Source organism: Flavobacterium pectinovorum (assembly GCF_900142715.1).
Lineage (GTDB): Bacteria > Bacteroidota > Bacteroidia > Flavobacteriales > Flavobacteriaceae > Flavobacterium > Flavobacterium pectinovorum.
The window spans coordinates 71479-97809 of sequence record NZ_FRBX01000006.1; the positions used below are offsets into that span (position 1 = coordinate 71479).

At 33.5% G+C, this 26331-nt stretch carries 24 protein-coding genes and 1 pseudogene; 13 read left to right on the top strand and 12 right to left on the bottom strand.

All coding sequences use genetic code 11. The annotated features are described in order from the left end of the window. The 12 genes and pseudogenes from BUE22_RS19005 to BUE22_RS19060 all read left to right on the top strand — a co-directional run bounded on the left by BUE22_RS19005 (position 1) and on the right by BUE22_RS19060 (position 14449). Positions 1-5421, top strand: a complete 5421-nt coding sequence (locus tag BUE22_RS19005; protein ID WP_073397432.1) for an AAA domain-containing protein — start codon at positions 1-3, stop codon at positions 5419-5421. A gap of 219 nt (positions 5422-5640) precedes the next feature. Then, a complete protein-coding gene (gene prs / locus BUE22_RS19010) occupies positions 5641-6468 on the top strand; it encodes a ribose-phosphate diphosphokinase (protein ID WP_073397433.1) in 828 nt (275 codons plus the stop codon). 106 nt (positions 6469-6574) lie between these two features. Beyond that, positions 6575-6910 carry a hypothetical protein gene (locus BUE22_RS19015; protein WP_031455095.1) on the top strand — a complete coding sequence of 112 codons (336 nt, stop codon included), beginning with the start codon at positions 6575-6577 and terminating at the stop codon, positions 6908-6910. 2 nt (positions 6911-6912) lie between these two features. Next, positions 6913-7782: a hypothetical protein gene (locus BUE22_RS19020; RefSeq protein WP_073397435.1), complete on the top strand. Its 870-nt coding sequence runs from the start codon at positions 6913-6915 to the stop codon at positions 7780-7782. A 139-nt stretch (positions 7783-7921) separates the two neighbouring features. Then, a complete protein-coding gene (locus tag BUE22_RS19025; RefSeq protein WP_073397436.1) occupies positions 7922-9004 on the top strand; it encodes an adenylosuccinate synthetase in 1083 nt (360 codons plus the stop codon). Between the two features lie 8 nt (positions 9005-9012). Continuing rightward, positions 9013-9540 (top strand): NADAR family protein, encoded by a 528-nt coding sequence (locus BUE22_RS19030; RefSeq protein ID WP_073397438.1) that lies wholly within the window; start codon positions 9013-9015, stop codon positions 9538-9540. A 7-nt stretch (positions 9541-9547) separates the two neighbouring features. After that, complete coding sequence (locus tag BUE22_RS19035; RefSeq protein ID WP_073397440.1) at positions 9548-10072, top strand: O-acetyl-ADP-ribose deacetylase; 525 nt, start codon at positions 9548-9550, stop codon at positions 10070-10072. Positions 10073-10364: 292 nt separating this feature from the next. Further along, on the top strand, positions 10365-11012 hold the full coding sequence (locus BUE22_RS19040) for a DUF4291 domain-containing protein (RefSeq protein WP_073397442.1): 648 nt from the start codon (positions 10365-10367) through the stop codon (positions 11010-11012). After that, positions 11005-11526 (top strand): annotated as a pseudogene (locus BUE22_RS23950) (RNA 2'-phosphotransferase); the annotation flags it as partial. The gene BUE22_RS19040 and the pseudogene BUE22_RS23950, both read left to right, overlap by 8 nt. Before the next feature lie 36 nt (positions 11527-11562). Then, positions 11563-12057, top strand: a complete 495-nt coding sequence (locus BUE22_RS23955; RefSeq protein ID WP_262489604.1) for a macro domain-containing protein — start codon at positions 11563-11565, stop codon at positions 12055-12057. A gap of 30 nt (positions 12058-12087) precedes the next feature. After that, positions 12088-12819, top strand: a complete 732-nt coding sequence (locus BUE22_RS19055; RefSeq protein ID WP_073397444.1) for a metallophosphoesterase family protein — start codon at positions 12088-12090, stop codon at positions 12817-12819. A 160-nt stretch (positions 12820-12979) separates the two neighbouring features. Then, positions 12980-14449 (top strand): nicotinate phosphoribosyltransferase, encoded by a 1470-nt coding sequence (locus BUE22_RS19060; protein ID WP_073397446.1) that lies wholly within the window; start codon positions 12980-12982, stop codon positions 14447-14449. Between the two features lie 258 nt (positions 14450-14707). Here the strand turns inward: BUE22_RS19060 and BUE22_RS19065 are convergent, their stop codons facing one another. From BUE22_RS19065 to BUE22_RS19090, 6 genes are all read right to left on the bottom strand, one after another. Beyond that, a complete protein-coding gene (locus tag BUE22_RS19065; RefSeq protein ID WP_073397447.1) occupies positions 14708-15412 on the bottom strand; it encodes a hypothetical protein in 705 nt (234 codons plus the stop codon). Next, positions 15413-15994 carry a nicotinate (nicotinamide) nucleotide adenylyltransferase gene (gene nadD, locus BUE22_RS19070; RefSeq protein ID WP_073397449.1) on the bottom strand — a complete coding sequence of 194 codons (582 nt, stop codon included), beginning with the start codon at positions 15992-15994 and terminating at the stop codon, positions 15413-15415. It lies immediately after the preceding gene. Positions 15995-16019: 25 nt separating this feature from the next. Beyond that, the gene (locus BUE22_RS19075; RefSeq protein ID WP_052483496.1) at positions 16020-16385 is read right to left on the bottom strand and encodes a four helix bundle protein; all 366 of its coding nucleotides are present in this window, start codon (positions 16383-16385) and stop codon (positions 16020-16022) included. Between the two features lie 56 nt (positions 16386-16441). Further along, positions 16442-17014: a guanylate kinase gene (gene gmk / locus BUE22_RS19080; RefSeq protein WP_073397451.1), complete on the bottom strand. Its 573-nt coding sequence runs from the start codon at positions 17012-17014 to the stop codon at positions 16442-16444. 108 nt (positions 17015-17122) lie between these two features. Beyond that, the gene (locus BUE22_RS19085; RefSeq protein ID WP_042562914.1) at positions 17123-17983 is read right to left on the bottom strand and encodes a YicC/YloC family endoribonuclease; all 861 of its coding nucleotides are present in this window, start codon (positions 17981-17983) and stop codon (positions 17123-17125) included. Between the two features lie 357 nt (positions 17984-18340). Beyond that, the gene (locus tag BUE22_RS19090; RefSeq protein ID WP_073397453.1) at positions 18341-18694 is read right to left on the bottom strand and encodes an arsenate reductase family protein; all 354 of its coding nucleotides are present in this window, start codon (positions 18692-18694) and stop codon (positions 18341-18343) included. 77 nt (positions 18695-18771) lie between these two features. Here BUE22_RS19090 and BUE22_RS19095 point away from each other — a divergent pair, with 77 nt between their 5' ends. After that, a complete protein-coding gene (locus BUE22_RS19095; protein WP_073397455.1) occupies positions 18772-19227 on the top strand; it encodes a DinB family protein in 456 nt (151 codons plus the stop codon). A 32-nt stretch (positions 19228-19259) separates the two neighbouring features. Here BUE22_RS19095 and BUE22_RS19100 read toward each other — a convergent pair whose 3' ends face one another. From BUE22_RS19100 to BUE22_RS19125, 6 genes are all read right to left on the bottom strand, one after another. Then, on the bottom strand, positions 19260-19754 hold the full coding sequence (locus tag BUE22_RS19100) for a septal ring lytic transglycosylase RlpA family protein (RefSeq protein WP_073397457.1): 495 nt from the start codon (positions 19752-19754) through the stop codon (positions 19260-19262). An 89-nt stretch (positions 19755-19843) separates the two neighbouring features. Then, positions 19844-20266: a hypothetical protein gene (locus BUE22_RS19105; RefSeq protein WP_042565485.1), complete on the bottom strand. Its 423-nt coding sequence runs from the start codon at positions 20264-20266 to the stop codon at positions 19844-19846. 105 nt (positions 20267-20371) lie between these two features. Next, positions 20372-23155: a TonB-dependent receptor gene (locus BUE22_RS19110; protein ID WP_073397459.1), complete on the bottom strand. Its 2784-nt coding sequence runs from the start codon at positions 23153-23155 to the stop codon at positions 20372-20374. Between the two features lie 308 nt (positions 23156-23463). Beyond that, positions 23464-25113, bottom strand: coding sequence for a glucose-6-phosphate isomerase (gene pgi / locus BUE22_RS19115; protein ID WP_073397461.1), 1650 nt, complete (start codon positions 25111-25113; stop codon positions 23464-23466). Positions 25114-25232: 119 nt separating this feature from the next. Beyond that, complete coding sequence (locus tag BUE22_RS19120) at positions 25233-25724, bottom strand: lipocalin-like domain-containing protein (protein WP_073397462.1); 492 nt, start codon at positions 25722-25724, stop codon at positions 25233-25235. Between the two features lie 10 nt (positions 25725-25734). Next, on the bottom strand, positions 25735-26295 hold the full coding sequence (locus BUE22_RS19125) for a short chain dehydrogenase (RefSeq protein WP_073397464.1): 561 nt from the start codon (positions 26293-26295) through the stop codon (positions 25735-25737). Between the last annotated feature and the right edge of the window lie 36 nt (positions 26296-26331).

A 26331-nucleotide genomic window follows, 5' to 3' on the forward strand; every position in this document is an offset into this window, starting at 1 on the left:
ATGATTACACCAATAAAGGAATCCGCTTTTTATCAATTTATTACCGAAAACTTTCAAAAAGGAGTATTTGCCAACGATGATATTATTGCCATAATAATGCCTTTGTTAAAAACAGTTGCAACTATTCATAATCAGGGAAAAGTGGCGTCGCTGCAGGATATTTCGACGATTTATATCGAAAATCAACATTTTCATATTTTGGATAATGCTTTCGAAATACAAGATAATTCGAAAGTAATTTCGGCATTCTTTAAAAGTAGAAGCAGAGCGTTTGAAATTTCTGGTGAACATTTTAATACTACCGAAATTGGAGAAAATGTAAAAAGAGAATACAGTGACAAAAGTGTTTCTGAAGATGATTTAGAAGATTCTAAAAAACCGGTTTATGTAAAAGATTACAGCTCTTTCGAATTTGAGTTTGACCATCATGATCCGTTGACAGATATTTTTGTTTTGGGAATGATTCTGGCGAGTATCGCTTTGCAATTTGATTTTACAGATGTCGAAGATGTAAAACGTTTCGTAGAATATCGAAAGAAAATGTACTTCCTGAACAGCAAAATAAATCCCGCAATTGCCAATATTATTTTGGGAATGACGGAATTGAATCGCGAAAATCGCTGGAAGGATTTAAACGAAATTGTAGAAAAACTCCAGAATTACAGAGATTACAATCCTGAAACCGAATATGATTTATCACATTTAATCGACGCTAAAGTTCAGAATAAAAATCAGTTTATTCACGAGAAACTTCGAAACCGATTATTTGACAACAGCAAACGAAATCGACTTTTGTATTTTCAGCCAAATTTGAAATTCCTGAATCTTACCGTTTCCTCCGTTCCGCAGGCATTGAATTATGAAAATATTGATCCAAATGCTATTTTTTACTGGAATGCCGAAATCTCCAAAAAAATCAGCAATACCAGTACGATTTCGCTCAACAAATATTTAGAATTTCAAGACAATACGTATATCGTTCCTACGCTGGATAAAATTCGTTTAGAAGCCAATAAAGACATTAATGAATACGGATTTAGTCAATTAAAACTCGTTTTGTGCAACCTTAATTGGTTCAATACCAAAGAAGATAGTTCAGAGAAAATAGTTTCGCCTTTGCTTTTGGCATCGGTTACACTGACCAAGAAAAAAGGTGTAAAAGACGATTATACACTGGAATTCCTGGATTCTGAAGTCGAGATAAATCCTGTTTTGGCCAATATGCTAAAAGATTTATATGATATTCGTTTGCCCGAAAGAATTCAGCTTTCTGAAACTAAAATTGAAGAAATCTATGAATTATTAAGAATTCAAGTCGAGAAAAATGGTTCGGGAATTGTTCTGGATTATATTGAGAAACCCAAGATAAAACTGATTCATTCGCAGGCAAAACAAATCCTGACGCAGTTTAATAAACGTTCCAAAAAAAGAGAAGCCATTCAGGATCAAAGAAACCTGAATTATTCTTATAAACCCGAAAATTATCAGCCGTATGGTTTAGAGTTGTTTCGAAATTATGTTTTCAAACAAGCTTCATCTCTGGAATATCTGATCAACAGCGATATCAAACAGAATCCTCATTTTTTCAACGAGAATAAAACCATCGAAAGAGAATTTTATCAGCTTGATGAAGGCGACGTAAACCCTTTCCGTTGGGAATTTGATACCTGTAATTTAATTTTAGGCAATTTTAATTATAAAAAAATGTCTCTGGTTCGCGATTACAATCAGGTAATAGAAAATGATGTTGAGAACAATGTTTTCAAGAGTTTGTTTAATTCATTGGCACAAAAAGATTTTAAGAATGAACTAGAATCCGGAAACAGTTTTACCAAAACGTTTAATGTTGTGGCGAGCGATCCTACGCAAAACAATGCCGTAAAATATTCAGAATCTGGAGAAAGCTATATTATACAAGGTCCGCCGGGAACAGGAAAATCACAAACCATTGCCAACTTAATTGCCAATTATGTGGCCAATGACAAAAAGGTTTTATTCGTTTGCGAAAAACGCGCTGCATTAGACGTTGTTTTTTACCGACTTAAGAATCAGGGTTTAGATGATTTATGCTGTTTAATTCACGATTCGCAGGCAGATAAAAAAGAGTTTATTTTTGATCTGAAACAAACTTTTAACGATTTTACAGCATCCAAAAATAATTTTGAAGCGATAGCAAAAACGCGAAATAAACTCGTTGAGAAAATTGACGCAGAAATCAATAAAGTGGCAATTTTTCATGAATTTATGAATGCCAGAATCGATTCTGAAACCAATCTCACGATCAAATCGATTTTTGATGTTTTGATTTCGAATTCGCACAAAGCTTTACTGGACAATTTAAACACGCTCGATGACAGGGCAGGACTGGAAGACTGGAACAAAAACCACGAATTATTCGAGAAATTATTTGCGATAAATCTGGAAACCAATCAGTCTGAGTTTTTCTCGGTGCATCCGTTTCGATTTTTAAAAATGGATGCCTTTCGTAAATACCAACATATTTCAGATTTAAAAAAGGACTTAGAAAACAGTCAGGAATTATTGGAAAACATTTCAGAACGACTGGATTTTGTTTCGATTCCGCCAAAAATAGACACGTTTTTTGAGATTCATAAATTCCTTCGAAAAGCAATCGGGACTTTTATTTATTTTGATAATAATGTTGCCGAATTATTAGAACCAAACAGTGCTCTTTTTAGATCGCTGGAAAAAGATGTTCAGACTTTATTGAAGTTACGATCTGATATCGAAAAACTGGCAAAACAATATCCGTATTGGACCAACACAATATCTGAAACCGAAGCAAAAACGGCTTTGGAAATCATCAGAAAAAATGAAAATAGCTTTTTTAATTTTATAAGTTCTGATTTTAAGAAAACAAAAAACGAAATTCTTGCCGTTTATGATCTCAATAAACATGCAGTAAAACCAAGTTTATCGGTTGTTTTAGAAAATTACATTGCTCAATTTGAGCTTGAAGAGAAATTCAATACTTTAAAAAGTGATTTTGAAAGCCATTATAATCTTGGTGATTTATTCGAATTAAAATACCATACCGAAACGCTTAAAAAAGAACTAGACGCCACGATTCTGGATTTTGCCAAAAACCTGAATGCTGAAGAACGAAAAGAAGTTTCGGAAATTAAGAATCTGTTCTTAAAAGTCAATTCGTCTTTGTGTGATAGTATCGAAAACTACGAGAATTTAAGTTTATCGGCCATTGAAAACGAAATTACAGCAATCAATACCAAGAAAGCTTATTTTGACTTGTACGCTTCGTTTTTTGATGAAATACAAGATGTAAATCCATCGGTTATTCAATTATTAAAAGGAACAAAAATTCCGCTCGATCATTTGAAAATTACTTTGGCAGAAAGATCACTAGAGAAATATTATGCGATTAATTATACGCATAAAAAGTTCAATATGGATTTGCTGCATACTTCTATCGAAAAAGTAAAAAGAATGTATGCCGATTTATTAGAATTAAACGGAAAATACATCATTGCAAAACAGGTAAGCAATCTAAAAGAGTTGATTTTAACTTCTGAAATGTCGGTTTCCGGAATGACATCGGAACAAAAAGAAAGCAAAAGATCTATTACTGAAGGAAGAAAAATTCTGGAAAATGAATTCAGCAAAAGTATCCGATTTAAATCGATTCGTGAATTGGCGTCTTCAGATTCGGGACAGATTATCCGCGAAATAAAACCCGTTTGGTTAATGAGTCCGTTGAGCGTTTCAGATACTTTACCGGTTGATGATAACTATTTTGATGTTGTTATTTTTGACGAAGCGAGTCAGATTACGCTCGAAGAAGGATTGGTGCCAATTTACAGAGCCAAACAAACCATTATTGTTGGGGACGAAATGCAAATGCCGCCAAGTAATTTCTTCGGAAGTTCATCCGGAAATCAGGACGATTTATGGACAGACGCCACGGAGGATGATGATGATTATTTTTCTTTGGATGCCGATAGTTTCCTGACACAAGGTGCGCGCAAATTTCCGTCGATCATGTTGGGCTGGCATTACCGAAGCAAACACGAAGCTTTGATTGGTTTTTCGAATGCTTCATTCTATGATAGTAAATTGTTAACGATTCCGGATTTAAAAGATCACAGCAAAGTTGGTGAAGCCATAATTGTTGAAGATGTAAAAGAAGCAAAAAACAATCTGGATCATTTGTTTTCTAAACCAATATCCTATCATTATATTCAAAAAGGAGTTTATAATGCGCGTTCTAATACGCTGGAAGCGCAATATATTGCCAATATGGTTCGCGAACTTTTAATTCAGAATAAAGAACAAAGTATCGGGATTGTTGCTTTTTCGATGGAGCAGCAAAACGAAATCGAAACGGCAATTGAAAACATTTGTATCGAAGATAAAGTTTTTGAAAACCTGATTGAAGAAGAATACAAACGTATTGAAAATAACCAGTTTGTTGGACTTTTTGTAAAGAATCTCGAAAATGTACAGGGAGACGAACGTGACATTATTATTATGAGTACCTGTTACGGTTATAACCCAACGGGAAAAATGCTGATGAATTTTGGACCAATCAACAAACGCGGCGGTGAAAAACGCTTGAATGTAATTTTCTCGAGAGCCAAGAAAAGTATGTGCGTCGTGAGTTCTATAAAATATACGGACATTAAAAACGAATACAACGAAGGTGCCAATTACTTTAGAAAATACCTTCAATATGCGGAATTGATTAGTTTGGGGCAATTGGAAGCGGCAAATAATGTTTTGAATTCGATAAATAGTAAAAACAAAATTGAAACGTCGAGTTTAATCGCTAATCAGATTCAGTCAGAAGTGGAAAAAATGGGTTACTTCGCCACGCAAAATATTGGGCAAAGTAAATTTAAATGCCATTTAGGAATCAAGAAAGCGGCAGAAGATGAAGAGTTTGTTTTAGGAATTATGATTGACGATGATCTTCATTATGCGAATAACGATATTTTGGAACAATATCTTTTGAGACCGGAAATCCTGAAAGCCAACGGCTGGACGGTTTGCCAGATTTATTCGAAAGACTGGATTGAAAACAAACCAAGAGTTTTAAAAATGATTGGGGCAGCGTTGCACAATCAGTCGTTTTTTGATGATGTAGAAATGGAAGAAACGACTATCGAAATCGAAAACAACGTCTCAGAAAATAATCCTGAATCAGCAACTAACGCAAATACTAATTTTGAAAGATACCTGAATACCTCAAACGGAAGTAATAAGTTTTGGGAAATTTGTACAGAAGGTAATACTATAATTGTTCAATACGGCAGAGTAGGAACCAAAGGCCAAAAAATGGTAAAAGCCTTTGACAGCGAGGATAAAGCACTAAAAGAAAAACGAAAACTAATCGCCCAAAAAGTAGCCAAAGAATATTTTAAAGAAGCTGCTGACGATAACTAACATAAAAGTGTAAAATTTTTCACCATTAAGATATTAAGAAAATTAAGTATGCTGCTTAATGAAACTTAATATCTTAATGGTAAAAAAAAAATCTTAATCGTTGAAAATCTGTAGCTAAAGAACAAAAAAAGCATGTTTGCGTAAATTTTACACAAAATAAAATTGTTTATTAAATAATTAAATCTATATTTGCGTATAATTAACGCAAACTGCAACACTATGATACTAAATTTAGACCCAAAATTCACTCCTGTAACTAATCAGGAAGAAATCAAATTTCAAAGTTTTACATTTTCTGGCGGAGAACCACATATTAAAATCAATCCGGATTTTGATCATAATCAGAAAGTAACCATCACACACCGATTAAATTCATTCAACGATTTGGGCTTATTGTGTATTACTGTAGATGCTTTGCGTAGAATGGATGTTAAAGTTATCGATTTGTTTATTCCGTATTTCCCGGCTGCAAGACAAGATCGTGTTATGATAAAAGGAGAATCTCTTTCTGTAAAAGTGTATGCAGATATCATCAACGGACTTCAACTGAATAAAGTTTTTGTTTTTGATGCGCACTCTGAGGTTACTCCGGCATTGGTAAACAATTGCGAAGTGATTCCGAATCATACTTTTATAAAAGAAGTTTTAAACGTAATTGGCGAAAACGTAAAATTGATTTCTCCGGATGGTGGCGCTCTTAAAAAAATCTACAAAGTGTCTGAGTTTTTAGGCGGAGTTGATGTTGTAGAATGCAGTAAAAGCCGCGATGTAAAAACCGGAAAATTATCTGGTTTTAAAGTATACGAAGACGACTTAAACGGAATTGATTGTTTAATTGTAGATGACATTTGCGACGGCGGCGGAACTTTTGTTGGCTTAGCCGAAGAATTAAAAAACAAAAATGCCGGAAAATTATACTTAGCCGTAAGCCACGGAATCTTTAATAAAGGATTTGAAGTTTTAGATTGTTTCGACAAAATATTTACAACGAATTCAGTAAAAGACTTCGAAGGCGAAAGTGTAACAGTAGTTAAATTAACTATGTAAATATGTTTCAAGTTTCAGGTTTCAAGTTATCCAAAGCAGCTTGAAACTTGAAACCTGAAACAAAGAAAACCCCAATCAAAAAACTATAACCAAACAACTAGAAATTATGAGCGATGATTTAAAACCAAGATTTATTGAATCTTTAAAAAGAAACAATGATCAGATTAGAGAAGACAGAGCCAAAACCATTGGTGAAGATTCTGAATTAATTTACAGACGACGAGTTGAAGATATCGAACTTAAAATAAAAAGACTCGAAAGAGAGCAGGAAGGCCTTATCGATATTAGTCCGCTTGACAAGAATAGTTTGACTTTTGCCGACTTTCAACCGGAAGCGTTTGTGCAAAAAGATATGGAATTATCATTAACAATCAGAAATTTAAATATTCAGTTTGAAGTGACAAAAAAGAGATTTGAATATTTATTTGGTAAAACATTTTAATCATGGGAGGTACAAGATACGATTTAGGCGCTCGTTTGAGCAGAGCCGAAGCAGCAGGTTACGGAAAAAAATCAGCAAGTGAAATTTTTACGCAAAATTCATTGCATATGGCACATGAATCTATGAATCCGAACGGCATTACGTTTAGAGAAGCAAGAGATTCTGAAGTTCACCCCAATACTGTTCCAATTATTTTAGGATTGGATGTTACAGGAAGTATGGGGCATATTCCGCATGAATTGATTAAGGATGGACTTCCAAAATTAATGGGTGGAATTATTCAGGGTGGTGTTCCGGATCCGGCACTTTTGTTTTTAGGAATTGGAGATCACGAATGCGACAGATTTCCGCTTCAGGTTGGACAATTTGAATCTGGCGATGAAGAACTGGATATGTGGTTAACGAGAACGTATATTGAAGGCGGAGGCGGAGGAAACGCTGGAGAAAGTTATCTTTTGGCGTGGTATTTTGCCGCTTTTCATACCAAAACAGATGCTTTCGAAAAAAGAGGTCAAAAAGGATTGTTGTTTACTGTTGGTGACGAGCCAAATTTACCAACACTTCCGGCATCTGCCATAAAAGAAATTATGGGTTCAGGACAGCAAACATATACGTCTCTTGAATTATTAAAAGAAGCGCAAAAACGTTACGAAGTGTATCATATCAGCGTTTTACATTCTGATCAGGCGGTAAGAGCAAATGTGGCCTGGAAAGAATTATTGGGAGAAAACTGTTTGTCTATCGAAGATCACAAAGAAATCCCGAATGTAATCAAGAAAATCATTTGTGATAAACATAAAAGTTCTGGTTTAGGAACAATACCAGTTTCTTATACAAACAATACAGGTTTAGATAATATAGAAATGCTTTAAAAACTTTGCGCCTCTGCGTCTTTGCGAGATTATTATTTTAAGTTTTTTTAATACTAGCGTGAAATTTGCTCGCAAAGTCGCGAAGACGCAAAGTTTTTTCTGAAATTTAAGTTTAAAGAACTTAAAAATATTTTACAAAATGAAAACAGCTCAAATAGTTATAGGTTTAGGATTTGGTGATGAAGGAAAAGGAATTACAACAGATTTTCTGGCGAAGCAAAATCCTGAATCTATAGTTATTCGGTTTTCAGGCGGACAGCAAGCGGCGCATACCGTAATGATTGACGGTAAAAAACACGTTCATTCGAGTTTTGCCAGCGGAGCACTTCGCGGTTTGCCTTCTTATTATGGCGAACATTGCACGATTCATCCGGTTTTTTTATTCAATGAAAAAGAAGAACTGGAAGCAAAAGGCGGCAATGTTGAACTTCATATTCATCCATTAGCCAAAATAACAACTCCGTTTGATGTTTGGCAAAACCGAAATAACGTGAGAAATCTGGATCACGGAACTTGTGGAAAAGGTGTTGGGGCCACAATGAAAAGAAATGAAGGTCAGTACAAATTGTACGCCATAGATTTAATCGCGCCAAGACAAATGCTTTTAGAGAAATTGCAAAAAATCGCTTATTACTACGGTTTTTTAAATGAAAGTGAAATCGATGCAGAAGTCGATCATTACTTGGAAATCATTGATCAAATAAAATGGAATATCAGTGATTACAGTTTTTTAGAAAAGTATGAGAATCTGATCTTTGAAGGAAGCCAGGGGATTTTACTCGACATGGATCATGGTGTTTTTCCTAATGTAACGTATGCGAATACAACTTCAAAAAATGCAGTTGAAATCTGCCAGAAATTAAAAATAGAGGATGTTGAGGTTTATTATGTTACGAGAAGTTATTCAACCCGACATGGAAGCGGCTGGATGGCAAATGAAAGAGAATTAAAATTAAAAAACAACGAAGAAGAAACCTGTGTTTACAATGATTTTCAAAGAGAATTTCGAACAGGCGATTTAGATTATAATCTTTTAAATTATAGTTTAAAGTTGGATGCAGCTTACAGTTTTAACGCAAAAAGAAATTTGGTTGTAACCTGTATGGATCAGCTAGAACAAGATTATGAGTTTGAACATTTAACAACAGAGTTTAAGGAAATCTATGGATCATTTTCACCCGATTCTAAAGATTTCAAACAGATAACTTCTTTGTTTCAATAAAAGAAAAAATGAAATATAATATAGAAAATATAGATCCGGAAAATAAATTTTTGTTTTTCTGGGGACATCAGCCCAATAAGGACGGAAGTATTTCGAAAACCTGTTTTAGTCAATGGTGGTTAAGCTCTTTTGAAGTCGATAAAGTGATCTACAAAACTGCAGAACATTGGATGATGGCCAAAAAAGCCGAATTGTTTAAGGACAATGTAGTTTTAGAAAAAATCATTAAAGCCAATTCTCCTGCCGAAGCCAAAAAGTTAGGAAGAGAAGTAAAGAATTATAATGAAACGCTTTGGTTAGCCGCCAGATTTGACATTGTCAAAGAAGGTAATTATCATAAATTCAGGCAAAATCCGGAGTTAAAAACTTTTTTGCTAAATACAAAAGACAGAGTTATAGTAGAAGCAAGTCCCGTTGATGCCATTTGGGGAATCGGGATGGCTGGTGATCACAAAGATGTTTTGACTCCGAAGAAGTGGAAAGGTTTGAATTTGCTGGGTTTTGCTTTGATGGAAGTTAGGGATGAATTAGAGTAAATTAATCATGAAAATAGAAATTCTCAAAGCAGACATTACTGAAATCCATGTTGATGCAATTGTAAACGCAGCCAATACTTCTTTGCTTGGCGGAGGTGGAGTTGACGGTGCCATTCACAGAAAAGGCGGAAAAGTAATTTTAGACGAATGCATCCAGATTCGAAACAAACAAGGCGGATGTAAAGTTGGAGAAGCGGTTATTACAACGGCGGGTAATTTGCCTTCTAAATATGTAATTCATACTGTTGGTCCGGTTTGGAATGGAGATAAAGAAGAAAAAAAGAATTTGCTTGCAGCTTGTTATCAGAACAGTTTAGAACTGGCTGTTGAAAATAACATTAAAACGATAGCTTTTCCGGGTATTAGCACAGGAATTTATCATTTTCCAAAAGATAAAGCAGCAGAAATTGCTATAAAAACAGTTCTAAATTTCGATAAAATTTCAGAAATAGAAAAAGTAATATTTGTTTGCTTTGATGATGAGAGTTATAAAATCTACAATGATTTATTAGAAAAAATAGATAAAAAATGAGTTAGATCGTGGTTTAGAATTTTAAAAAAGATGGATACATATTGATTATTATAAGCTCCATCGGAGCATAATATTTTATAGCAAAATAGATATGTATTTATGAAAAAAGCTCCAGCGGAGCGATATATCCTCTTGTATTTTGAATTCAAAAATATGTCACCCCGATGGGGTTCGTTTGAAATAAATTAAACTTTCTATAAATATAGCATCCCCCTGGGATTTGCATTTTACAATCTAACTCAGATAATTAAAATTAAAAATAACACAATGAAGATATTGTGTACAATACAAAATGAAAATAGAATTAAAAAAATACGATGAGCAAATTGTAGAATGGCCAAAATCAGGCTATCACATTATGGCTCAATATGACGAGGAAGAAATAATAGTGTATCAATCGTACCGAAAAGAAATTGGCGAATTTGCTGCAAAAAATCAATATTTTGGCGGAGCATTTAGCCTGGATAGAATGACGTGGATCAAACCAAATTTTCTGTGGATGATGTACAGAAACGGTTGGGGAACAAAAGAAGGGCAAGAAGTCGTTTTGGCGATTCACCTTAAAATTTCGGCATTCAATAAATATTTAGAAAACGCGGTTTATTCGTCTTACAGCCCTTCACTCGAAATGAGTCAGGAAGAATGGAAAGAAAGTGTAAAAACATCTTCTGTAAGATTACAATGGGATCCAGATCATGATCCGTATGGGAATAAGTTGGAGCGAAGAGCAATTCAGATTGGTTTACGAGAAGATTTTATAAAGTCTTTTGCAAAAGAAGACATAGTGTTGATCGAAGATATTTCTGAATTTGTAAAAGAACAATACGAATTTGTTCAGAATAAAGAATTAGAAAAACTGATGGTTCCTGCTGAAAAACCTTTCCTTTTTAAAGATGAGGAACTGAATAAAAAATTAAAAATCTCTGGAAATAATGAATGAGAAAATAACAAAAGATGTAAGTAAGTTTCTGAGTTTGATACTTAGACATTCACCAGAAAAGATCGGACTAAAATTAGACGAAAACGGTTGGGCAGATGTTGAGGAATTAATTACAAAATGCAATAAGAAAGGAAAAACATTAAATTCAGAACTTCTGGATTACGTAGTAGAAAATAACGATAAAAAGCGTTTTGCTTTTAATGAAGATAAATCGAAAATCAGAGCAAGTCAAGGACATTCCATTTCGGTTGAATTAAACCTGAATGAAACAGAGCCTTCGGAATATTTATATCATGGAACTGTTGCAAAGTTTTTGGAAAGCATTAAAAAAGAAGGTTTACAAAAAATGAGCCGTCAACATGTGCATCTTTCCAAAGATCGTGAAACGGCGATAAAAGTAGGCAGTAGAAGAGGAGTTGCTCAAATTTTGACTGTTAGAAGCGGCGACATGCATAAAGATGGATTTAAATTTTATTTATCCGAAAATAATGTTTGGTTAACGGATGAAGTTCCGGCGAATCTCAGTATAATAAAAGGGGATATTACAAAAATAAAATCTGACGCAGTTGTAAGTCCTGCAAATTCATTTGGATTCATGGACGGCGGATTAGATTGGCATTTGTCAGAAAGATTTGGATGGCATTTGCAGGATGAACTACAAGTGAAAATTGCTCAACTTGATGAAAGAGAACTCTTAATTGGAAGATCAATCACATTAGAAACAGGAGATAGTGAAGTTCCTTTTTTAATCTCAGCTCCAACTATGCGAGTTCCGATGAGCTTTAATATTGCAACTTCAGTAAATGCATTTCTAGCTATGAAAGCAATTTTGATAGCTTGTATAAATAATCCTAAAATAGAAACAGTAACAATTCCGGGTTTATGTACTGGATGCGGAAGAATGCCTTTTCATATTGCTTCTAATCAAATGTTTTTGGCTTATGATGAAATTATAAATAGAAATTACAGAGAATATAAAACTTTCGGGGATACCCAAAAGTACCAATATAGACTAAACGAAAAAGGATTAATCTGGGATTATTAAGTAACAAAAAACACTACTTCATAAATAAATATAATGAGAACATTAGTCTTTGGCGATATTCACGGTGGTTTAAAAGCTTTAATTCAATTACTTGAAAAAGTTGCCGTTAAAGAAAATGACAGACTTATTTTTCTTGGAGATTATGTTGATGGCTGGAGTGAATCTGCACAAGTTGTTGGTTTTTTGATCGACTTATCTCAAAAACAAGAATGTATTTTTATACGCGGAAATCATGATGTTTGGTGTCACGAATGGTTGAAGAATGATGTTGTAAATGATATTTGGTATCTGCATGGTGGAAAATCAACTATAGAAAGTTATCAGAACATTGATTCTTTGGAAAAAGAGAAACATCTTGAATTTTTTGCAAATATGAAAGATTATTTTGTAGATGAGCATAATAATTTGTTTATTCACGCTGGTTTTTCATCCATGCACGGTCCGGAAAAAGAACATTATGCAAGCAATTTTTCCTGGGACAGGACACTTTGGGAAATGGCTTTAACGATGGATAAGAGAATCAAAAAAGATTCGCTTTCTTATCCTAAAAGATTGTTGCTTTATAATGAAATTTACATTGGCCATACGCCAACACTTCATTATAATATCGAAATTCCAATGCAAGGCTGTAATGTCTGGAATATTGATACAGGCGCAGGTTTTTATGGAAAATTAAGTTGTATTGATATAGAAACAAAAGTATTTTGGCAAAGCGATGTTGTGCAGACATTTTATATAAATGAAAAAGGAAGAAATAAGTAGTTTTGAAATAGGATTGAGGACAAAGAATAATTACACAAAGACACGCGAAGAGAAAACACAAAACAGCACAAAGAAAATTAAAACTTTGCGAGTCTCTGTGATAAACTTTGTGAATCTCTGTGAAACCCAAAATTTACGAGAATTTAAATAACTAAAATATATGAACCCACTATTATTAACAGACGGTTACAAAGTTGACCACAGAAGACAATACCCGGACAAAACAACATTAGTATATTCTAACTGGACACCAAGAAAATCAAGAATTGAAGGTCTTGATGAGGTGGTGTTTTTTGGATTACAATATTTCATTAAAAAATATATTATTCACGATTTTGATGCTGATTTTTTCAAACAGCCAAAAGAAGAAGTAGTAAAAAAATACGCACGAAGAATCAATAATTATTTGGGAGAGAACCAAGTCGGAACTAAACATATCGAAGATTTACACGATTTAGGATATATTCCGATGGTTTTTAAAGCCTTGCCGGAAGGAGCAAGCGTGCCTTTGAGAGTACCAATGTTTACAATGTATAATACGATTCCGGAATTTTTCTGGCTGACGAATTATTTCGAAACGTTACTTTCTGCGGTAATCTGGCTTCCTTGTAACTCTGCTACAATTGCCAAAGAATACAGAAAAGTATTAGACAAATACGCTGACGAAACTTCTTCTGTTCCTGAATTTGTAGATTGGCAGGCACACGATTTCTCTATGAGAGGTATGGGCGGAATCGAAGCGGCGATAACTTCTGCAGCCGGTCACTTATTGAGTTTTACAGGATCAGATACTATTCCTGTAATTGATTTCTTCGAAGATTATTACAATGCCAATTCAGATAAAGAATTAATCGCAGGTTCAGTCGCTGCAACAGAGCATTCTGTAATGTGTATGGGAACTACTGAAGGCGAGTGCGAAACGTTTAAAAGATTAGTGACAGAAGTTTATCCAAAAGGAATTGTTTCCATCGTTTCTGATACTTGGGATTTATGGAAAGTTTTAACCGATTATTTGCCTCGTTTAAAAGAAGATATTATTGCCAGAGAAGGTAAAGTCGTGATTCGTCCTGATAGTGGAGATCCGGTTGATATTATCTGCGGAAATCCAAACGGAAAAACAGAACAAGAGAAAAAAGGCGTAATTGAGCTTCTTTGGGATGTTTTTGGAGGAACAACCAATGCAAAAGGATATAAAGAGCTTATTCCGCAAATTGGCGCTATTTACGGCGATAGTATTACGGTAGCAAGAGCAACTCAAATTGCAGAAAGATTAAAAGAAAAAGGATTTGCCTCTACAAACGTTGTTTTAGGAATTGGTTCTTTTACCTATCAATATAACACCAGAGATACTTTCGGTTTTGCCATGAAAGCAACTTACGGTGAAGTTGACGGAGAAGGAAGAGCTATCTTCAAAGATCCAATTACTGATGACGGGACTAAAAAATCGGCTAAAGGATTAATGAAAATTGATTTAGTTGATGGTGTGTACCAATTAACCGATAATGTTTCGTGGGAAGAAGAAAAACAAGGCGAATTGAAAGAAGTTTTCAGAGATGGAAAACTTTTAGTAGATCAGTCTTTGAGTGATATTAGAGCGAGGGTAAAAAGTGCCGTTAATGTTGAAGCATAAAAAAGTTTAATTATGATTTAGAATAATCCCAAAGGGACGACATATTTATAGGGATTTAGAGATTGCGAGAAGGAAACCCCGTCGGGGTGATATACTTGGAGGTCAGAATATCGCTCCCATGGAGCTCTGGAACAAACGCTTATTGGTAGCTATAAATATTAAGCTCCGCTGGAAGCTATTCATAAATAATTTAATATTAAAAACGAAAGCCTGAATTTTATAATTCAGGCTTTTTTATTTCTTTATTTATTGTGTGTTTTAACAGCAGTATTTTGTTCTCATTTCTTTTGCTTCTTTATCAGAGTTGTATCCAATTAAAAGTAATCCTTCTGTACACTCTATTCTTTTTTCTTTAATCAGTTTTGCAATAAACGATTCAAATTTCATGAATGCGCGATATTCTTCGTTTATTAAATTTAAATATTTTCGTTGGTACGTAATTTTTTCATTTGTGATAATATCTAATAGAGTAGATTGCAATTCATCAATATGTCTTTCAGAATCTAATTTAAAATTTCGGGCTATTTTGTTGTCATCATAATTAAAAGAGATTAGATTATGGACTCCATTACTATACATTGGACCAGATCTTGTGTTTTCATTTCTTTGACCTGAATAAGAATTTCCGTATAAAATTAAATTTTCTATTTTGTTGTATTGATATTCTACGGAATCAATAATTACGAAATCTTCTTTAAAAGAAATACTTCCTATAAAAGATCCATTCAGGTTTTCATATTCATTTAATCGAATAGCTCCAGCAATAAAATATGTTATTGCAGGAATTATAAGTAAATAATACACATATTTTGAAATATCGTATCCAAACGATTTTTCTACAAATAGTAAAAGGAGAGGATAGATAATAATTGAGATTAAAGAATACCAATTCAGCTTTTCAGATAAAGTAAAGTCGAATTGTTTGGGTTTGTCAGGATAAAAAATCGAAGCAGTAAAAGACATTTACTTCTTATAAAAATTATTGTGATCAATGTATTCCCAAACCTTTGCAGGCAATAACGGCTGAATGTTTTTTCCTTCCTTAATACTATTTCGAATAAAAGTAGAAGAAATCTCTACAATTGGCGCATCGATAACATGTACTTTTGGATGCGATTTTAGTTCAGTATTTTCAGGTTCTTCAGAAATTCTCGGATAAACATAAATATCATAATGTTCCAGAATCACTTCATAGTTTTTCCATTTATGAAGCGTTTTTAAATTGTCTTCACCCATTATTAGAGAAAACTCATGAGTTGGATATTTTTCCTGTAAATGAACCAACGTATTTACCGTATAATTCGGCTGAGGTAATTTAAATTCAATATCCGAAGGTTTGATTTTTGGATAATCTTCTGTAGCCAGAAAAACCATTTGCAAACGTTGATGATCGTCTAATAAAGTTGCTTTCTTTTTTAACGGATTATGAGGCGTAACGACCATCCAAATCTGATCTAAATCGGCAAACTCAGCCATGTGATTGGCAATAATCATATGACCAACATGAATGGGATTATATGTTCCGAAATAAAGACCTATTTTCATTTTTAGAGTACTTAGTTATTAGTCCTTAGTCTTTAAGGTTTTTAGAAAAGGCATTTATCATTTTGCTTTCTTCTTCAATCAAAAACATAATCTCGTTAAATAGATTATCATCAGAAATAAATTCTAATTCTTTTGCAATAATTAATTGTGTTTCTATTTCATTCAGAGACCCTCTGGAAATATTCAAAAAATGGTTAAATGATTTATCGGTTTGGCGTCCAAAACCTTCTGCTATATTTGAAGGAATGGATACGCTCGCCCTTTTTAATTGACTTGTTAAGGCGTAAATTTCTTCTTTAGGAAAGCTCTTTGTGAGTTTATAAACCAGAACAACTATTTTGATTCCTTTTTGCCAAATGAATAACTCTTTGTACGATTTAATACCACTCATGTAAATCTTAATTTAATTTCCTCACAGACTAAGGACTAACAACTAACGACTAATTACTATTTGGAAACAAAAGCTTTCACTAACTGATAAGCTTCTTCTTTAGCTGTATCTAAATCGTAATTTTTAATAATCGTATCAAATTGTGGCGCCGTCGCCAATTCAACCGAAGCTTTTGCAATACGCATATTGATTTTGTCGTCACTTTCGGTAGAACGCTCTTTTAATCGACGTTTTAATTCGTCAACACTTGGAGGTTTTACAAAAACGGCTAAGGTTTGTTCTGGGAATTTGTGTTTAATACGCAATCCGCCGGCAACATCAATGTCAAAAATCACATTTTTTCCTAAAGCCCAAATACGCTCAATTTCGGCTTTTAAAGTACCGTAAAAATTATCGCGATAGACTTCTTCCCATTCCAGGAAATTTTCGGCTTTAATGTGTTTTTTGAATTCTTCCAGCGAAATAAAATAATAATCTTTTCCGTGTTCTTCTTCTCCGCGAGGGTCGCGTGAAGCCGCTGAGATCGAAAATTCTAAATTTAAATCCTCTTTCCCAAGTAAATGTTTTACTATAGTTGTTTTTCCTGATCCAGATGGTGCTGAAAAAACAATTAATTTTCCTTTATTCATTATTTATGCTTTAGGCTTTAATTTATGCTTTAAGCTTTAGGCTGTACGCTTTAAGCTTTAGTTTGCTGTGTTTTTTGCTTATAGCCTATAGCTTAAAGCCTACAGCTTTTACAATACATTCAAAACCTGTTCCTTAATCTTCTCCAATTCATCTTTCATCATCACAACCAATTTCTGCATTTGAGCATGATTCGATTTTGACCCCATTGTATTAATCTCACGACCCATTTCCTGAGTAATAAAGCCTAATTTTCTACCATTTGCTTCTTTACCTTTTATGGTTTCTAAGAAGTAATCTAAGTGATTGGTTAAACGGACTTTTTCTTCGGTAATATCCAATTTTTCAAGATAATAGATCAATTCCTGTTCAAAACGATTTTCATCTACATTAACTTTCAATTCAGAAATTGCAGTTTGCAAACGGTCTTTTATTGCCTGAACGCGTTCCGGATCAAGCTCTAAAGCATCTGTCATATATTGACGAATATTTCCAATTCTTAGGTTGAATTCTTTTTCAAGAGATTCACCTTCGTCTTTTCTAAAAGTTAGGATATTTTGCAGCGCTTCTTCGATAATAACCTGAATTTGTTCCCAGTCGTTTTCGTCGATTTCTTCGCGCTCGGTTTTTAAGGTGTCCGGCATACGAATCGCCATTTTCATTAATTCCGTTTCATCTGCAGCAGGATATACTTCTCTTAGTTGAGCGATATAATTTTTAACAACAGGAACGTTTACTTTTGTCGAAGTTTGTTCAGCAGTACTTTCGATATAGATTGCAAAATCAATTTTTCCTCTTTCAAGTTTGGTAGAAATCTGAGTTCTTAAACCTAGTTCCATTTCGCGATAAAGCGACGGCATTCTTACGTTTAAATCTAAACCTTTACTATTTAAGGATTTTACTTCGACGGTAATTTTTTTTGTAGGCAATTGCAAAGAAGCTTTGCCAAACCCTGTCATAGATTGTATCATATAATTGAGTATAAAGGCGCAAAGATAAATAAAACTTTGCAGTGTTGGGTTTTAATTCGTTAATCTGTTAAAACAGTTTGTTTGCCACGAATCTCACGAATTTTCACTAATTACTATTGTTTAAATCTTTGCGAATTAGCAAAAATGAATTTATTGATTTTTTCGATTAATTAAAAATTTTAATTCGTCCAAATTTGTCCAATTAGTGGCTAACTTTTTAGAGCTAAGATTGTTTTTTGGGCGTTCCCTTCGGTCGGGCTATCCGCTCCCAATCTTTTTTTGAGCAGAAAAAGCTCAAAAAAAGGATTTCCGCTTCTATCCCTAACGCAACCCCGAATTCTTAGAATTTTAGGGTTATTATTTTTCTAAAGCCTTCATTACCTGTAATGTCACAGGTTGTGTATTGCCAATATAAATTTTTTCATCAATAATAAAAACCGGACGGCTGATAAAAGTATAATGTTCCAGAATGTATTTTTTAAAATCAGCTTCGGTCAGATTCTTGTTTTTCAAATCCATCGATTTGTATAATTGTGCTTTTTTGCTGAATAAAGCTTCATAACTTCCGGCAAGCTGATACATTTCTTCCAGTTCTTCTTCCGTGATTGGGTTTTGTTTGATATCATGAAAAACCAGATTGTTGTCTTTTGGTAAACTTTTAATGATTTTTCGGCACGTATCGCAAGAAGCTAAGTAATATATTTTGTTCATGATTTCTGATTTATTAGAATACAAAGAAAATCCATTTGAAATATAAAAATGACTAATTTTATAAAAAAAATATAAATATGAGTTCAGTTTTTAAAGTACAGAAAACCATTCGCGAAATTCTCCTGAAGATTTTGGATAATCATTCATTGGAACAATTAAATAAAATTCCGGCAGGATATAGTAATAATTTGATTTGGAATGTGGCGCATTGCATTTCCTCACAACAAGTTTTAGTATATAAACTATCAGGTTTGCCAACGTTGGTTTCTGATCAATTTATTGATAAATATAAAAAAGGAACAAAACCGGAAGGCGATGTTTCACAATCAGAACTTGATGAAATCAGAGCATTACTTTTTTCAACTTTGGATAAAACTGAAAAAGATGTTAAGGATGGCATTTTTCAAAACTATACGACTTATATGACAAGTATGGGGTTTGAACTCACAAATGTTCAGGATGCGTTAGACTTTGTAAATTATCATGAAGGAATTCATACCGGAATCATAATGAGTATTCGAAAGTTTGTTTAAATAAAAAAAGTCCCATAATTGGGACTTTTTTATTATTCTATTATTCTTTCTATTGTTACTTTCATTGCACCTGCACCTTTGCTTTTTGTTATTTCCATAAAAGCTCTTTTCGAGAGGTCTAATTCACGCGTTTTTACAAACGGACCACGATCGGTAATTTTTACAATTACAAATTTCCCGTTTGCTTCATTGGTTACTTTTATTCTGGTACCAAATGGGAGCTTTTTGTGGGCTGCAGTGTATTTGTTATTGTCAAACCTGCTTCCGTTTGCTGTTTTTCTTCCGGTAAATTTATCAGCGTAATAAGAAGCGTGTGCATTTTTTTTGTAAGGTTTTAATTTTAAACCATTGTCAGTAAATATAGAATCACTTTCCAACGGCGGGACTGATAATTTTCCAATTTTTACTGTGTCCTGAATAATTTTAGGAGGCTCTACCGCTGTTTTGTTTTGACTCGTTATAGTAGTAAAACAACTTAAAAATGTAACTGCAAATAGAGAGAGGGTAATGTTTTTTTTAATTCTCATGGGTTATTGTTTTTCAGACTTGGGGACTTTGTACAAATAATATGCCGAGATAAAAAAAGCCCTAATTTTAGGGCTTTAGTTGATGGTTTTTAAAACCACAGATTCCAGGGGATTCTACTTAAAATAAGCAATAATCCTAAACCGTAAAAAATAGCAAATGTTTTAAATTTTGCTTCGCTATTAATTAGTTTTTTATGTTTAGACCATCCAATTGTGATTAGAATGATAGCTATAATATTAATTAGAGGATGTTCTAATGAAGTTAATCGAAGTTCTGCGTTAGACATTTGTCCGAAAGCAGCTTTTCCCAAAGGAGAAACAAAATAAAGGATCAAACCGATTAATAATTGAGTATGAGTTCCGATTAAAGCAAATAAGGCAATTTTACGATCTTTACCAGTAAATTCTTTTTTTGAAGTTAATCCGATGATAGCATTTACAACGGCAATTAATAAAAGAAGCAAAGCTAAATATGCCCAGCCAGAGTGAAATTTTTGTAGAAAATAATACATAAATTGTTTTTTTGATTGAAACAAATATAACAAAAAAGGGTATAAAAAAACGGCATTGAACTTAAAAGTCAATGCCGTTTTTGATATTTATTTAGATTCTAAATATTAGAAATCGTAACGTAAGCTAAAGTTCCAAGTTCTACCGAAACCGAAGAATACTGCGTTATTAGTTGCAATTCCTCTGTAAACTAAACCATTTGAAGCGTAAGTTCCATTTGATCCGGCTGGTTGACCAGCTGCAACAGGAAGATTATCACTAGCAAAGTTGTTTGTTTTTGATTCAGCAATATAAACTGTGTCAAACAAGTTGTTTACGTTTAGTCTAAAGTTAACAGAGTTTGCTTTTGTTCTTCCAACTAACCATTTGTATGAAATACCTGCATCTACTAATCCATAAGAAGGTAACTCTAAAGCTCCTTTATTATCAGCAGCCGTAAAACTGTTTGGATTTAAGAAAGCATATAATTTTTCATTATAGTTGTAAGTTGCATCAACGTTCAATCTTGTAAGTACTTCATAAGTAGCTCCTAAAGAAGCTGTTAATTGTGCAGCATCACCAACTTTTACTTTGTCAAGATATAATAATGCGCTTTCAACTACATTATTTTGGTTGTCATAAGTAGTAGCGTTTGCTTCTCCTTCATATTCCCAATCTCCCATAGAGAACATTGCGTTAATTTTTAACTTGTCCATAACTCTTGCAGTACCTTCAAGTTCAATACCTGTATGTACTTCTGTAATTCCAGTATAGTCAAAATAACCTCCAGTATTTGTTGTTCTTGTATCGGTGATTCTTAAGTTTCTATCTTTCCAAGAAGTACGGTAAACGTTAACATTTGCGTTAAAGATACCTGAACGGAATCCGTATCCTGCCTCAAGACCTAATATTTTTTCATTTGTCAAAAGTGGATTCACAATTGACGCATTTCCTGGATAAACTGCGTTAAAGAAAGGTTGTTTAGAATAGTAACCTGCGTTAACGAATACATTGTGGTGTTCGTTAATGTTGTAGTTAGCTCCTCCTTTTACGTTTCCTCCCAGGATGTTTTCGTAATCTGTACTAGATAATGGATCAGAAGATGCATATTTAAAATAATCTACTCTTTTGAAACCTTGTTGAGAAATAGCTCCCTGAATAAATGCAGTCAAATTATCATTAGAATATTCTAATTGTGTAAATGCACCATACCAGTTTACATCACCATCATTGTTGAAGTTAATTTTTTCCTCTCCACTTGTACTTTTGAAAGGATTCCAAGAAGGATAAACAGAATTTGTTTGAGTTAAAACTCTGTTAGGGCTGTTAACATTAAAATTATCTAAATAATTGTCAGCTCCTAAAAGGTTGTTGATGTTTTGGTAGTGAAGACCTTTGTATCCTCTAACATCAATACCAGCATCTAAAGTAAAGTATTGTCCTAGTTTTTTATCTAAATTGATAATTGCACCATACCAGTTATGAGAGTTGATTGATGAAATTTGAGAAATACCAGCTCCAGTTCCTGCTGAACTTGACGTATTTTGATACTGACCAGCAGCATTTGGTGTACGTGTAATTGGTGTTGTTGCACCAGCAAGAGTTACCGGTTGACCAGAGTTGTATGCTACGATTTTGTCATAATCAACTAATCCGTCTGCAGTTCTTAATTTAGCGTTAGCATAGTTACTTCCTTGAATTCCACCAGTACCATTAGTTCCACCACCACGTCCGAAAGAAGCGTATGCGATAGTTGATAATTTAGTAGTTTCGTTAATTTTGTAATCCCAGTTAAGAGAAGCTACCGGTTTGTGGTAGTAATTTCTTCTAATGTTAAATTCTTTTCCGTTTAAAAGACCCCAGTCAGAGTTGTATTTAATATTTGGATCAGTAGCAGTTCCGTATTTTTGGTATGTTTCTAAAGTAATATTACTTGTTCTTTGGTTGTGCCATTGTGGTGCACCAGTAAAAGTAAATTGAAAGTCGTGTTTGTTATCTTTAGTAGCATAACCAAGACCAATGTAGTAATTATCTCCATTAAATTTTGTTCCGTCTACATAACCGTCACCTTGAGTATGGCTGTATAAAACAGATGCAGAAAGACCACTGCTTAATTTTCCTGTAGAATAAGAAACTTGTGATTTAATATAGTTATCATTTCCAAATGAAGTTGAAACTGATCCTCCTTCTTTTAAATCAGAAGCTTTTGTCAAAATGTTAATTGTTCCTCCAACAGAAGCAATTGCTAATTTTGAAGATCCTAAACCTCTTTGAACCTGCATTGCAGAAGTTACATCAGATAAACCTGCCCAGTTACTCCAGTATACAGTTCCACCTTCCATGTCATTAACTGGCATACCGTTAATCATAACCGCAATATTTTTTTGGTCAAAACCACGAATGCTTATTCTTGAGTCTCCAAATCCACCACCTGCTTTTGTAGTATATACAGAAGGAGTGTTTTTAAGAATTTCAGGAAATTCCTGAGAACCTAATTTCTCTTGAATTTCAGCTGCTTTAATAGTTGAAACCGCAACAGGAGTTTTTCTGTCTTTTGCGATATCTACTGTGCTACTTTTAACAACAATCTCGCTTAATTCATTTGAATTTGCGCTTAAAGTAATAACACCTAAGTTAGCAGTTCCTCCATTTGCAACAGTAAAAGAAATTGTTTTTGATTCATATCCAAGATAAGAAACAACAACTTGTCCAGATGTAGCTGAAGTTGTAATCGTAAATTTACCATCAAAATCACTTGAACCAGCGTCTGAAGATCCTTTAACTGCTGCATTTGCACCAGGTAAAGAAAGAGCACCATCGGTAATAGTACCCGTAATTTTGTTTTGAGAAAATGCGGTTGAAACTATCATGAACAATAGTCCCGTGAGTAACCAATTTTTCATTGTCTTCATTTGTTTATTTAGTTTATTGTTTTTGGCAAAATTATAACATTAAAATCAGATAATGTTATCAAAATGTTAAGAAAGGGTAGATTTGTTTAATCTGTTGCACATTAAAATGATTTTTTCTTTTTGTATTACTTAAAATCAGTTTTTTTTGAATTTAATGCCGTGTTTTTTGTTAAAATGATAATAATACACTCTAGCTTGTAGTGTTTAACTTTCAAAAATATCTGTTTTCTTTGTTAAATGACATGATTTATACGAAAAAACGCCTTAATTTTGTTAAATTAAGGCGTTTCAAATCTGCTATGTAATTTTTAAGTTAATTTATTACTTAAAAAATGATTTAGTAAAAACGTAGTTGAGCTATCGTGATTTTTTACTGTTTTAGTATTTATTTCTTCTAAAATAGAATTGGCTAATTGTTTTCCTAATTCTACTCCCCATTGATCAAAACTAAAGATATTCCAAATAACCCCCTGAACAAAAATTTTGTGTTCGTAAAGAGCAATTAACGAACCTAAAGATTTTGGCGTTAGTTTTTGAATTAAGATCGTATTCGTTGGTTTGTTTCCGGTAAAAACTTTAAAAGGCAATAAATAAGAAGCTTTTTCTGCAGAAAGTCCTTGTTTGTCAAATTCTGCCTGAACTTGCTCTGCCGTTTTTCCGTTCATCAAAGCTTCGGTTTGAGCAAAAAAGTTTGACATTAACTTGTCGTGATGATCTTCGTTTCCGTATAATGGTTTTACGAATCCAATAAAATCAGTTGGGATTAATTTTGTTCCCTGATGAATCAATTGGAAAAAAGCATGTTGAGAATTAGTTCCTGGCTCTCCCCAAATAATTGTTCCAGTTTGGTAGTTTACAGGTTTTCCGTCACGCCCAACACTTTTTCCATTACTTTCCATTGTTGCTTGTTGCAGGTATGGAGCTAATTTTTGTAAATATTGTGTGTACGGAATCAAAGCTTCGCTTTCAGCACCAAAAAAATTGTTGTACCAAACGCTCAATAAAGCTAAAGTTACCGGAATGTTTTTATCAAATTCTGCAGTCCTGAAATGTTCGTCCATTTCATTGGCTCCCTTCAATAAATCATTGTAATTGTCAAAACCAATTGCCAAAGCTATGCTTAAACCTACAGCACTCCACAAAGAGAATCTTCCTCCAACCCAGTCCCACATCGGGAAAACATTATCAGGATTAATTCCAAATTCTGTTACTTTTTGAATGTTTGTAGAAACAGCCACAAAATGTTTTGCAATATCTTCGTTCTTAGCCGATTTCAAAAACCATTCTTTTATAGTTTCAGAATTTGATAAAGTTTCCTGAGTTGTAAAAGTTTTCGATACAATCAGAAAAAGAGTTGTTTCCGGGTTCAGTTTTTTGATTACTTCATTTACGTGATCACCATCAACATTCGAAACAAAATGAACATTCAAATGGTTTTTGTAAAACTGTAAAGCTTCAACAGCCATAACCGGACCAAGATCAGAACCTCCAATACCGATATTTACTATGTCAGTAAAAGCTTTTCCGGTAAAACCTTTTCTTTCTCCCGAAATAACTTCGTTTGTAAATTTCTTGATTTTATTTTTTACTTCGTAAACTTCAGGAATTACATTTTCGCCATCAACTTTAATCGTTGCCGATTCCGGCGCGCGTAAAGCTGTGTGTAAAACCGCTCTGTTTTCGGTTTGATTGATGATTTCTCCGCCAAAATAATCAGCAATCGCATTTTTTAATCCAATTGAATTGGCCAATTCTAACAAAAGCGAAATGGTTTCCTGATTGATATTGTTTTTAGAATAATCAACTAAAAAGTCATTCCATTGTAAATTGAATTTTTCAACGCGGGCATTATCCTGTTGAAACAATTCTTGTATCGTAGTTGCTTGAATCGCATTATAGTGGTTTTGCAGATTTTTCCACGCTTCAGTCCCGGTTGGGTTTGTTGTGTTTAAAGCCATTTTTGTTTGTATTGAAAGTTTGTTTATTGAAACACAAAAATACTGAAATTACTTTTAATAGCTTAAAGCTTCATAATTATATAACAATTAGTTACGAAAACGTTTTTTGTTAATTGCTCTTAAAGTTTTTTCCAGACGACTTTTGCCGTAACCGATTTTCCGCCTTGTGTTGTATTAACAACAATATATTCTAATTCACCATTATTGTATTTGTAAGATCGTTTTTGCTCTGTTTGTTCCCAATTCGGGAAAGAAGCAGTTTCAATTTTAAAAATAATAGTTTCCGAAGAATCATCAATTTCATATTTGCCAAAATGCGAATTGCTTCCCTGCACGATCGCCACATTTTCTTCAGGAGTACATTTGTTTTTATCTCCCGAGATTATTTTAAGCCTTTCATTTTTGTAAATTTGAATAGCATAGTTTCCTTTGTCGTCAAGAAATAATAAACCTTTTGGATTTGTTTCATACGGAAATGTTTTAGTTCCATCAGCATTTGTATTTTCAACAGAAATCAATTTCCACGTGCCAATTAATGTTTTTTCGATTTTTTGGGCAAAAGTAATATTGGCGATAAATAATACTATTGCAACCTTTTTTAGTTTTTTCATCTTAAAATGATTAATAGTTTACTTTAATAATTTCTCCGTTTACAGTACTTTCGACGCTTTTAAAATAAGCATTTGTTAATTCATGAATTGGAATATCTGCAACTTTTGCCGGACTTATAGCATTGATGCGAATTCCTCTTTCAAGTTCTAAAGAAGCGGCGAGAATGAAACTGTTTATTCCGCCATTAACAATTGCTTTTGCCGAATTGTTTTTTACCGGTTTATCTCCCATTTTTCCAGAAGTCAAAGTAAAAGAGCCGTTGTCATTTAGATATTTCTGTCCGATTAAGACAAGATTTATTTGTCCCAATAATTTATTCTGAATGCCAATGTTTAATTTTTCTTCGTCAAGCGAAAGTAATTCTCCCGTGTAACAATCGCCGGCAACACAAATGCAGGCATCAATTTTTCCGATTTGCTGAAATAATTTCTCAATCGAATTTACATCAGTAATATTTACATTAAAATCTCCACTTGTTCTTCCGGCAGAAATAATTTCGTGTTTTTTAGCAAACTCAGGTTTTAGTATTTTACCAATTTCACCATTTGCTCCAATTAAAAGTATTTTCATTTTTTACGAATTTTGTTTGTTATCAGATACAAAATT